The 12,105-nt window shown below is 32.7% G+C and carries 9 protein-coding genes and 4 pseudogenes; 6 read left to right on the forward strand and 7 right to left on the reverse strand.

What is annotated here, in order from left to right; translation table 11 throughout:
• Nucleotides 1-106 precede the first annotated feature (106 nt).
• The 3 genes and pseudogenes from CER22_RS33375 (at nt 107) to CER22_RS33910 (ending at nt 1,279) form a co-directional block, all read left to right on the forward strand.
• Nucleotides 107-262, forward strand: a complete 156-nt coding sequence (locus CER22_RS33375; RefSeq protein WP_179211958.1) for a hypothetical protein — start codon at nt 107-109, stop codon at nt 260-262.
• Nucleotides 263-328: 66 nt separating this feature from the next.
• Nucleotides 329-874, forward strand: a pseudogene (locus CER22_RS29680) (M12 family metallopeptidase); the annotation flags it as partial.
• 276 nt (nt 875-1,150) lie between these two features.
• Entirely contained in the window at nt 1,151-1,279 is a 129-nt protein-coding gene (locus CER22_RS33910) for a hypothetical protein (protein ID WP_256943765.1), read from the forward strand.
• Between the two features lie 47 nt (nt 1,280-1,326).
• On the opposite strand, the gene CER22_RS29685 is transcribed toward CER22_RS33910, so the two are convergent.
• The 7 genes and pseudogenes from CER22_RS29685 to CER22_RS29720 all read right to left on the reverse strand — a co-directional run.
• Nucleotides 1,327-2,223, reverse strand: coding sequence for an Rpn family recombination-promoting nuclease/putative transposase (locus CER22_RS29685; protein WP_088610339.1), 897 nt, complete (start codon nt 2,221-2,223; stop codon nt 1,327-1,329).
• A gap of 480 nt (nt 2,224-2,703) precedes the next feature.
• Nucleotides 2,704-3,219, reverse strand: a complete 516-nt coding sequence (locus tag CER22_RS29690; RefSeq protein WP_088610340.1) for a hypothetical protein — start codon at nt 3,217-3,219, stop codon at nt 2,704-2,706.
• Nucleotides 3,220-3,447: 228 nt separating this feature from the next.
• On the reverse strand, nt 3,448-3,765 hold the full coding sequence (locus CER22_RS29695) for a YolD-like family protein (RefSeq protein ID WP_088610341.1): 318 nt from the start codon (nt 3,763-3,765) through the stop codon (nt 3,448-3,450).
• A 339-nt stretch (nt 3,766-4,104) separates the two neighbouring features.
• Nucleotides 4,105-4,293, reverse strand: a pseudogene (locus tag CER22_RS29700) (DDE-type integrase/transposase/recombinase); the annotation flags it as partial.
• A gap of 657 nt (nt 4,294-4,950) precedes the next feature.
• Complete coding sequence (locus CER22_RS29710; RefSeq protein ID WP_088610342.1) at nt 4,951-5,661, reverse strand: DUF421 domain-containing protein; 711 nt, start codon at nt 5,659-5,661, stop codon at nt 4,951-4,953.
• A 326-nt stretch (nt 5,662-5,987) separates the two neighbouring features.
• The gene (locus CER22_RS29715; protein WP_088610343.1) at nt 5,988-6,422 is read right to left on the reverse strand and encodes a ferritin-like domain-containing protein; all 435 of its coding nucleotides are present in this window, start codon (nt 6,420-6,422) and stop codon (nt 5,988-5,990) included.
• 336 nt (nt 6,423-6,758) lie between these two features.
• Nucleotides 6,759-7,534: pseudogene (locus tag CER22_RS29720) on the reverse strand (DinB/UmuC family translesion DNA polymerase); the annotation flags it as partial.
• Between the two features lie 522 nt (nt 7,535-8,056).
• On the opposite strand from CER22_RS29720, the gene CER22_RS29725 reads away from it, so the two are divergent.
• From CER22_RS29725 to CER22_RS29735, 3 genes and pseudogenes are all read left to right on the forward strand, one after another.
• Nucleotides 8,057-10,810, forward strand: coding sequence for an S-layer homology domain-containing protein (locus CER22_RS29725; RefSeq protein ID WP_088610344.1), 2,754 nt, complete (start codon nt 8,057-8,059; stop codon nt 10,808-10,810).
• A 48-nt stretch (nt 10,811-10,858) separates the two neighbouring features.
• Complete coding sequence (locus tag CER22_RS29730) at nt 10,859-11,182, forward strand: hypothetical protein (RefSeq protein WP_088610345.1); 324 nt, start codon at nt 10,859-10,861, stop codon at nt 11,180-11,182.
• A 357-nt stretch (nt 11,183-11,539) separates the two neighbouring features.
• Nucleotides 11,540-11,764: pseudogene (locus tag CER22_RS29735) on the forward strand (PD-(D/E)XK nuclease family transposase); the annotation flags it as partial.
• Nucleotides 11,765-12,105 lie beyond the last annotated feature (341 nt).

The following is a 12,105-nucleotide window of genomic DNA, read 5'->3' on the forward strand; positions in this document are numbered from 1 at the left end:
CGTAAAATTTTCGTTATGGGGGTAATTAAAACTATTAGCTTGATAGCGATGTGGTGCTACCCCATGAATGAAAATATTCAATAATAATATGGAGGTGCTTAATATAATGGCTTGTATTAAAAGTGGAGAAGAATACCGCTGGACAAGCGGGATAGTTCCTTATTTAATTGATTCAACATTAGCAGACCAAGAAAGAGTAACACGTGCTATCGCTAGACTGTTATTCGTTTTGTTATTAGGACAGATGAGCCTAATTATGTAGTTTTTACTCCAAGTTCCGACGAAGACCTTTGTGAGTCAATGACAGGTATGACAGGGGGGCAGACAGGAAATTATAATCGGTGATGATTGCAGCGAGGGTAATATGAAACATGAAATAGGTCATGCGGTAGGGTTAGCGCACGAACATTGTCGAGAAGATCGTAATGACTATGTGCAGATTAATGATGTAAGCATAAAAGACAATAAGGTTAAGAATTTCGATCAAAAACCGGAAATTAGGGAGGATTCTGGTCCCTACGATTATAATTCAATCATGCATTATGGAATGTACGCTCATTCAAAAAATGGATTATCAACAGTAGAACCCAAACAATCTGAGGTAGAAATTGGTCAAAGAGATAATCTTAGTGAGGGTGATATTGTTGGTGTTAATTTGATGTATGCAAAGTATTTAAAATCACTGGATTTTGGTGAACGTTTTAGAGCAGTAAGTAGTTATGCAGGCAACCATGGTTTTGGAGAGGCATTTCCAAATTTCCATCAGCTTGATGTGGGTGATGGGAGAGGGGTGTTATATGGAGTAGTATGTATAAAACCTGAAGCAGTGGAAGTAAGATCCATTCCAGTAGTTCTATTATCGCAAAGGTTGTAGCTATCTAGTAGGGGGCATCATACATTTATGGGCGAGATTCCAATTATGTAGAAATCTAAAAAAGCAACACGAAAGGTGTAGGCATTGCCACATACGGTTATCATGCAGAAAAAGGTGAATATGGTTTCGGACATCCTTTTAATGAAACGAGTACATATGAACCATTTATCAGCATGGCTAAGCAACGAAAATACTTAAGTAATTTTCAAGAGATTAGACGCTTAATTTGAGTCTAAACGACTATATAAGTATTAACCAAAAGGGGGAGGAATTCCAATGAAATATATAAGTTATAAATACGCAGATGAAAAAACTGGTTATTATATTAATGAACCAGGTGTAGGTTGGAAATATGCACATGGAAATGCTGGTGGTCATCACCTTCCAGGCGGGGGCGATCATTAACAAATAACACCTACAGGCATATCTGTAGGTGTTATTTGTTAATTTATTTATGCTTGTAAAATTCCTTGTATTTCTTCAATACGTAAATTCGTAAATTTTGCAATATCTTCAATTGGCATTCCATTTTTATGCATTCCACGAATCAATTGGATTTTTCCTTCTTCAATGCCCTCTTGACGCCCTTCTTTCTTTCCTTCATTACGAGCATGAGCAAATTTTGCGGCTTCATCCATCAACGCTTTCTCCCTTGCTTCATACGCTTGTCGGAAAGAAGAATCTTGACTCATACGTTCCCATTTATTCATTGCTTTTTGTAAAATAGGGTCTTGGTTCATCGCAATATCCTCCAATGTTTGGGTTAATTGTTCATCCTCATTCGCTGGAAGTAATAACAACCAACGAACAAACGAATCTTCCCAGGGATTTATTTGTTCATTTCGCCACTGTTGCATGAGTTTTGGAATCTCCACAATATGAACTTCAATATCATCACTCAATATTTTCTGTTGTTGTTGATTCCATAAGACTCCTGTTGTATGGAATGCTTCATATTCTGGAAACATAACAAAGTTTAATAAATTAATGGTAATTGTTTTATGAAGAGAACTATATGGCATTCCTTTTTGTAGTTGGGATGTGTATAGCCTTCCCCAATAATATAAACTTCTCTTAATCATATCATGATTATTATTTAGTTGAATTTCTATATTTACCTTTGTTCCCGTATCTAATGTTGCAGAAATATCTAAGATTGATAATTTATCCTCTTCATGTTCTCGGTGCAAGTGTGGGTCTTCTAATTGTAAGGAAACAATAGGGGATTCTAAAGAATCTTGTAACATAGCATTTAAAAAAGCAATTAGAATATCTTCATTTCCACTTGTGCCAAATAATTGTTTGAAAGCAAAATCAATGCGTAAATTCACTAATTGTTGGTTGGACATGGGTTTTCCTCTCCCCATCTCTTAAGATGTTTTTCTTTTATTGTACATAAAAGGGGAGTACACTTGCAAACAAGTCCTTTTTGCAATATACACATGAACTTATCCTGATTTTTTACTTTTGAAAGCATTTTATAATTTGTAAAAAAATGTGTTAAATATCCAAATAAATACCCAGTAATATCAACATACATACATGATATCACTGGGTTTCACGAGTTTAACATTTTTGTATCTTTTGTAAAACTCATTTATTAAATAAAAAAATCCCTTCACGATTTGTGAAGGGGTCAGTATACATTGAAAGGGTACTTTTAAAAGTTGCTATATTATACAATGAAAAAGTAAAATCCCTTTTGAAAATAGCGTTTCAAAAGGGATTTTTGTCAAACATACTTATATGCATTATAAACAGTTAAATTGTTTTAAGAGGTAGAGTTTGCAGTATCTGTTCTATAAACAATTTATCTTGTCCTAAATTTATTACTCGATAGATCCATTAAATGAATAAGTGTTCCCGTTGGTTGCAACACTGAATTTCACAAAATATTTTTCGGAAGAATCTAAACCGGAAAATTTCACTGAACTAGCTTTATTTACATATAAAGTTTTAGAGTCTACTTCTTTCCCTTTAGAATTATAGAGTGTAATGTATAATTCATTTTTTGTACCACCTTGAAATTTTGTAACTGTAAAGTTTTCAACATCTACAGTCATAGTCTTTTTTCCTGTAAGCCATTTATCTGTATATACTTGGGCTCCTACTTTATCTACTTGGAAATTATAAGAGTTTTTATCAATATTATGTACAGAAGCCTTTTTACCAGGTGGATTCTTTGCCCTCTGAAAACCATCATTTTTATTAGTAGTATCTACTATCCCAGAAGGCGGAGTAGTTGATAAACTATTGAATCCCGCTTCACTTGGTGTTGCTGCATGTGTTGTTAATGATGCTGCTAAAAGAAGAGGTGCAGTTAAAGCAAAAATTTTTTTCTTCATTATAGAAATACCTCCATTTATTATATTTACAACATAATCTTAATATATATAATTATTATATTTCAATTAATAAAATCGAAAAATCAAAAAATATAGTTAATTATGTATTATTTGTGAATTTTTTTCGAAAAAGGAGGTATTTTGTTTGTTTTGTAATAAATAGATTTCTTGAATGTTTGGTTTATAGAAGAAAACAGAAAAGCCATTTCCTTTAGAGAATTGGCTTTTCTAGATGAATGATTTTACGTCGATTATATTAGAAAATTGCAGTGTCATTTTATTATAAAAAGCATCGGTACATATAACAGCACTGTTTTGCTGGTGAATACCAACAACAGTCATATAGCTAGAGAGCAAATAACCATCTTCAAAGTATGTAATGAGAATTTCTTCTTCAGATAATAAGCAACATAACAACATGTTCTCAATTAGTTCTTTTTCTTCATCTGTTAAGATCGGCCGAGTTACTTTGTTTTTCTCCTTGATGATTTCACGAATACCAGCAAACTGTTCAGGCATCGCTGCAAACGGGGTAAATTTGACCATATTATCAAGACTTTTTTGGGAGTGTCGTAGCTATATGAATGTCTTTATCATTGTACATATATATATACATACCGCCTCCTATAGGGGGCAGCCGAGATACGTATAAAAATGGGCCATAAGCTGTATTATATTTTCATTATTAGTTTTTCAACTAAAAATATCTACCACACGATTAAAAAAAGTCGATTACCTGTACCCTAAGGAATCGACGGTTCTGGTGTGAAAATTTCATGATAATTGCAATGAATCCATAAATTTTAGGCATACTGATACCATTACTCTAGACAGGGTATGTGATTGGTATACTAAAGGGGAATATATCCAAACAGAAGCATTGTCAGACTGATAATCCCGTTTTTTACGAAGTTGAATATCCAATGTATGCCCATCTTTATCTATAGCACGAAATAAATAACACCATTTTCCTTTGATTTTTATATAGGTTTCATCGAGTTTTCAAGATAATTGGACGTTTTTATTTCTCTTTTTCCAAATTTGATAGGTAAGGTTTCTATATTTATGAACCCAGCACTTACACCCAAAAACAAGATGAGTTTTAATCATATGGAGTTGTTCTAAAGCCAGCTGGATATGGATATATACTTTGATGTATATATTGTATAGGGTGGTATTGTATAGTTGGATGATAATAATGTATAGCTTCAGCACAACCGACAATACATGCTGCATTGCATGTATTGTCGGTTGTGCTGAATGAATTGTAATGCTCCCAGCCATTACTCTGTTGCTGTTAAGATAATAATTCATCACAATAATTCACCTCTTTTAAGATACTTAAATGAAATGTTATATATTATGTCTAAGTATTAAACAAGGTGTGTAACAATAAATTTAAGAAATCAATTAGGGATACAGACACATGTCCAGCAGGCTAACAGAGCAAGTTGTCCCCAAAATAATAAAAATAAGCTTTGGTACCGTAAAAGACAAGAAACTTTCATTCTGGGGTATTATAAAATTTTAGCTTGATGGCGATAGGTTCTCATTACATGTCCATTAACTTAAGAAACTTTAATACCCCGCAAGTATCAAAAAAATGTTATTTTTTCTAAACAAGCTAGATTAGAAAGGATGATATTTTCTTATGGATCGTTCAAGATGAACTACAAACATTTGCGGAAGAATTACAACGATATGTTCACCTATATTTTTAGAAGAAATAACCTATTCTTGGTCCATTGGAGAGGTAATATTATCTTTATAGGTATCAATATAGATATTTCCATTTGCAGAACGTACAGCATACGTAACATCTGTGTAGTGGAGGTTACGTTTTTTTAGTTCACACTGTAATTCTAGCTCCGTATGATTGTTTTGCCTTAGGTTTTCTGTCATAATTTCTCCATCCATAATTAGCTCGATGGGGAGTTTACACTCTTTTTTTGTTGGTATATTTAAATCTTGTTTTGTAACAGTCCGATATTCAGGTTTTTTCAAAACAGATATCTTACCATTTGTTTCAACTATGACATAAAGAACTTCTTCAATGTTAAAAATACCATTCTCTCTTAATTGTTGGTTTAAATAATCTAGAGAATAGCGCATTTTCCGCATATTATTTTCTAGAATTTTCCCGTTTTCCATAATGACTGTCGGATTTCCAGCAAATATTTTTCTGCCTATCCGACTTTTCATGGATATATAGCTAACCATTAGAATGATAAATACTAAAATAAGAAAAGCGATGACTGCATGATGAGTTTTTACATTTAAATTAAATGCCAAATTTGCAATAATACTTCCGATAGAGATAGCGCCAATAAAATCAAAGGTATTCATTTCAGCGATAATTTGCTTTCCTAATATTTTAGCTCCGATAAATAAAATCGAGAAAGATAACAGTGTTCTCAAAATAATCTCTATATGTTCAGACACAAGTAGCTCCTCCTTTAGGGATTGCGTGTTGTATTATAACAATTTATATAAGGATAGTATGTATCATTGTAAAAGAATTTATTTTTAATAGCATTAAATAGTTCATGTAGATGAATTAATCTCTGTTCTGTTGCCAAGTTTCTCAAGAGATAAAAAGAAACATGAATGTAAGAGGAAATAGCGTGGTATCTATAGTTTTTCTTAACACCTCTATATAGGTGTCAAGCTTAGATTTTGAAAAACTAAAAGTATATTATTGATGCATGTGGAAAATTGTTATTCAAAAATCCGACTCTATTCTTATGAGTCGGATTTTTAATTATTACTTACTTTAATTTTGAAAAATAATACAGAAACCAAACTGCATGATTTTGTTCATCTGCAGCCGTTCTTCGAAGGAGCTCTTTAATAAATACATCTGATGTTTCATCTGCAATGTCTAGATAAAAATCTACAGTTTTTTGCTCATCTTGTATAGCAAACTCTAACCCTTTTAAATACGTATCAGGACACCCTTCAATTATTTGTGGCTTAGGTTGTTGGCCAGTTAAATTAATATAGATCTGTACAAAATTTTGAAAATGCTTTATTTCATCATTACGAATCTCAAGAATTTGATTTTGTTCTGTCTGATTTGAAGCCATGTTGGCTAATTTAGCATAACAATTTATTGCACTAAATTCTCCATTTATAGCTTTTTCAATATCACTAATCAGTTTTGGATTTTGCCTATTCCAATCGTAAAAATCTGAATAATACATTGATATTCCCTCCTATTAGTCGCCATAACATTTTATGCAATTTGAACTAATGAGAGCATGTTGCAAACCAGTTAATATTTGAGAACCATAAAAAATTATCATGAGCAAGATATAACTTTTCAATCTATCTATACTATGAATATTAAGTATTTATAGTATTATTATAGCTTCTACAAAAAAACAAAAAAGAGAAATATCAATCATTGTATACGTTATATCCACTCATAAATTTAACTATTGTTAACACCATTCCTCTTCCTTTTGGCATATTAGCGTTATTCATGATTTGTGGCCTCCTATTAGTGTGTTTCTGTGTCTAGCTGTAGCGCTATGCGTTTAGGAAATCCCTCGTAAAATGCTGTTCTTTCCAAACTTTGTGCGTATTTCATCCATTACTTTTGTTAACTTCACTTCTTTCTCTCGTTGTGTGACATTATCAAAAAGAGAAATTTGTTCTTCGCCTTCATTAATTAAGTTAGTTAAAGAAATGTTGATGGATCTTATGGGTTCTCCAGTATAAAATTCGTGTAAAAAATATGTACAAACATTATATATATCCATTGTTAAATTAGTTGGTCGGTTCATAGTGTGAGTTTTTCTAATGCCGCCAGTATAACTTTTACTGTAACCTACGGAAAAATGAACGGTTTGAGCGAGCTTGTTTTGTCTTCGGAGTCGATAACAAACTTCTTCAATATGTTCTAGTAAAACAATCGGAAACTCTTCTATTGTATAGTCGCGCATTAGAATTTGGCTTTTACCAATAGAAGTTGTGGCAGGTACATATTTTTCTGAAATACGACTAAAGTCAATTCCATGACTATGTAAGTGTAATTCTTCTCCAATTTTGCCGAAGCTCTGCTTTAAGTATTTAAGAGGATAATTAGCTAGATCTCCAATAGAATGTATTCCCTTTCGATTTAACTTTTTTCAGTTTTATATGATATGCCCCAAAATTTATTAAGGGGTCGTATGCTCCACAGCTTAGTAGGTACATCTTCGTACCTCCAAAAGGCAATCCCGTTTTTGTTCTTCTTTTCTTCAATGTCTAAAGCCACCTTACTCATCAATGGAGTGGGGCCGATTCCGATGGTACATTCAATTCGTGTATGCCCTATTGGGAACACAGATATGCAATTATGCATATCTGATTTTTTCACCACTATAACAATAAAGTATAATATATAATTAAAAGGTTTTTAATGAATTGATAAGGAGTTGCGAGTATGAAGTAAGTCGTAGAACTTATAGTGTCATTATTTTTATTATTTTCTACTATGCACCAACAGTACAGAAGCAGCCTAACTTTTAAATCAAAGAGGCCGATTTAAAGAGAAAGGAGATTAATATTATTATGGATCTCGTTACCATAATGCGAATTTTGCACTAAGGGATTTTCAAATTAAAAAACATATTTTTACTGTATGTTAAGAAAATTCCATAAATGGGCTACTCCATTTAAGAAATGAAACATCTTATGAATCAATTATAGGTTAGACAGAATAACTTAGGTTGTCCTTGTGTGAAATATCAGTATGAATAGAAATTTGATAATTATATAAAACACCGTAAATGAAGGATAAAATAAGTGCTGATTTTGCAATTATATTTTTAACAATTGAATAGGAGCTATTATGAATACAATTAAGAAATTATTTTTAAGTTCTATGGTATGTATTTTATTATTTAGTACAGTAGGAACAACGTATGCAGAACAAAATAGTCAAGCGAATTCATCGTCTTTTATTGACGTTCCAAAAAGCCATTGGGCGTATAAAGAAATGATGTATATGGCTGAAAATAAGATTATAACAGGATATGGAAATGGATACTTCGGTGCTGCCAATCCTATTACTCGCGAACATCTTGCTGCATTCTTGTATCGGTATTTAAAACCGCAAGATAGTACAAATAATCCTTTTGTTGATATTGGTGACAGCAATTTTAAAAAGGAAATTTTGGCACTTACTGCACGAGGCATATTTAGCGTAAATATAGAGAAACAATTCAATCCGAAAAATAATATGACGCGTGCTGAAATGGCTGCTGTTCTTGTCAGAACATTCGATTTAAAATCGCAAGGAAATGTTGAATTTACGGATATGAAAGGTCATTGGGCCAATGAATATGTGAAAATTCTAGCTGGAAACCAGATAACAAGTGGTACAGGTGATGGCAATTTTAATCCAAATGGCATTGTTACTAGAGAGCAATTTTCTATGTTCTTATATAGGACGATTATGAAAGTAACAGAAACGAAAAATGATGAAACGGTTGGCTGGGTTGTAGAGGGAGAAAAGAAGTACTATTATGATAAACCTGGCGTGAAACAAACCGGATTATTACGTTCAGGGGATGATACATATCTCTTCGATAAAAATGGTAATCTAGCTTCGGGATGGAATACCGTTGACGGGAAGGACTATTACTTTGATAGAACAACTGGTGCAGCCCAAAAAGGCTGGTTCCCACAAGCTACACATTGGTACTTCGCAAATGATGAAGGGGCAATTCAAAAAGGTGATGTAACTTATAAAGGTAAACAGTTTCAATTCGACAGAACAGGGAAGATGGTCAAAGGCTGGGTAAAAATTCGTTCTTTTGATCATAACATATACAGTTCAAGAACAGTTTTAAGAGGATATAATCCTATTCAAGTTGGAGACGATGAAACTCTTGAAGTAGTGGGGGAAGATGGTCCCTTATGGTTTAGGGTAAATTACAACGGAAAGACATACGTTGTAAAGAAACTATTTGTAGTTGTGTTTGATCAATCTTTATCAAACAAGATGGATGAGATTCGTCAAGAAGTAGATGATTTAAAATTTGGACTAGAATTAATACAAAAGCACTCCAAACGATTAGCTGATGCCAACCAAGCTAAGAATATTGATACGGCTATGTTAGAATCTAGTGAATTGGCACAAAGTATGAATCACTTTATTACTACATTAAAAGGATCTCATTTAAAGAGTTTTGTCGATAAAATAAGTGAAAGAGAAGCAGATCCAAATGTTCAAGTAAAATATCAATCCACTCTCACTAATTTACAAATGATGGAAGAGGATTTTAGTAAAATTCATAAATTCATGTTATTAAAAGATAGTGTCATGGTTTTAAATAAAGCTGCCAAAGACTCTGGCGATATAATTGGGAATGTCGAAGCTGCTAAAAAACTTGTACCTGATACCTTGTATAATGCTGGAGAACTAACAGTTAGTGGTATAGAAATGATGGTGGCTAGTTTAGATGCAAGTTTAGGGTTCCCACTTGAAATTAACGAGCAATATATTGAGCCAATGGAGAAGTATTTTAAATCCTTACCACAAGATGAGCTCAAAAAACAAGTTAATGGATTAAAAGATACTGCAACAGAGATAAAAGATTGGCATGAAGATTTCAAGGGTAGGATACCCGCATATAAATCTATGGCTAAAGATTTACACACTTTTAATAAAAGTGTAGATAAATTTGCTAAATCAGTAGATACAGCAGCTAAATCTTTACATAAGCAAGCTTTGATGGCTGAAGACTTAACAAGAAGTGTTTCTACACACATTAAAGAAGCGCAACAAGCATTTCCAACACTTCACACAGATATCATGTCAGGTATTGACGCTACGAACCACCTGTTAGATTCTGCTAATAAGATTGCGGGATATAAAATTGATACATCTAACGTAGCTAAAAATGTTGGAAACATGGACGGTTTAACAAATCGTCTCAAAGATTTTGGTGTACCACCTGAAAAAATGAAAGAATATCTGGAAGAACAGAAGCGTACGAATGAATTAGGATCTATAGCGCTTGATTTCATTCCAGTTGTTGGGCAAATCAAACAAGGTTTACAAGTTTATAACGGAAGAGAATTTTTCACAGAAAAAGAATATGGGCCGAATGATTATGTATGGGGAACTGTATCTACTGTTTTAGGTGGGTCTCCTAAAGTTATCGGTCGTGTGTTTGGTAAATATAGTGAGTTAGAACAAAAAGCGAAGGATTTAGGAAAAGTATCCAAGGTAACAGAAGAGATTGGATGGAGTATGCCAAGAGGCGGAGGAGTTATTGATGGACGTAAATATTCTGAACATGCTCTTGAAAGAATGGCACCTGATACAATTCAAGTTCGTGCAGAACTTACGAAGCGTGCACGTGAAAGAGCTGAAAGAAAAGGATATTCATTCGGTTCAAAAGATTATGTCAAAGAATTAAAAGGGGTTGATCCCAGGGGGATGACTCCAAATGTGGTTGAAGATATTATAAAAACAGGCTCTCGCCAACCAGGAGACAAACCTGGTACTTGGAAATATGTTAGAGAAGAGGGTTATGTAGTTTTAAATGATAAAGGCGATGTTATTACAGTTGTTCCCGCAAAGAAAAAAGAATAAAATGGATAGCGTAGTTAAAATATTCTAGAACAAAGAAGGTTAGGAATATTGGATATAAAATATGATAAATACGAGTTATTAGAAATTTTTGAAGATGAACCAGAAGATTATTATATTTCAGGTGCAGGCGTATATAAATATAGCAAAACAGATAGATTAGGTTTTAGACTTTTAATGTATATGTCAGTGTATGAAAATACTGTTGAATTAAACCTATTATTAAAGGAGAAAACTATTTTTGATATGAATATAGTTTCTGTAGAAAGAGTATATACCCGTGAGGATACTCTTTACATTGAATGTTCAGGCGAAAATAAAATTATCCAAGTTAAATTCAAACCAAATTTCACGGTTCAAATAGAGGAATTCTAAAACATAAAATATAAAAATATCTTAAGATATTTTTATACAAAAGGCGCCTCTAGCAAGGGCGCCTTTTGTACTTTTTAAAATGACATAAGATGCATTTACTTGGGCTCTTTAGGTAGTTAGGATTTTTATATACTAGAGGTACGGAAACGATTCCGGGTATTAGGGGCTACTCTGGGGAAGTATGCAAATTGATACTATATATAAATAAGAAATTTATCCGCGGATAGGTTTCGTGTTTTAAAATAAAGATGGGCTAATATATATCCTAGGGGGGAATAACATTCACTTAGTTGCATGTAAATATATGCAACTATCGTTTTAGTGTTTTTCATTTTTTGAAGTAAAAGAAATGAGGATATTCTCATTGCGTTTTTAAATGCTATGTTACAAGATTCTTTAGAGTCACCCATTGTTTCGTTACAATTAGAAGATTCACATTTACACAGGGAACATAAAGAAGGGACATTATCGATTTAAGATATTTCAACCACATTAGAAATAGAAACAGAAGACAACGTAGAAATACAACTCAATAATAATGAAGATATGTTTAAACGTAGTTTATATTATTGGGGAAGGCTATTGATGATTTAAAAGAACAAATCAAATACAGGGTTACTTACTATTCAGAATTGAAGAGAATGAATGAAATAAGTAATTGAAATCAAAAGTAGATAGAAGCAGAATAGAATGGAGATATAGGAAAATCATAAAAAACTTGTAAGAATTCTTTTAAATCTACTTGATTTTCTAATAAAAATTCATTTGCATCGATTTGGATTATCCAATCACCAGATGAATAGTCCACTAATGTATTTATGCCAAAAGAAATTAGTTTTTTACATAAAGAAAAGACACTATATTGGTCTTATCCCCGTCAAGTAGACAGCTTTAAAAAAAGACTAAGCAGCCATTGAGATTCG

Origin of the sequence: Bacillus sp. K2I17 (assembly GCF_002209985.1) — a bacterium.
In the GTDB taxonomy this organism is placed as follows: domain Bacteria; phylum Bacillota; class Bacilli; order Bacillales; family Bacillaceae_G; genus Bacillus_A; species Bacillus_A wiedmannii.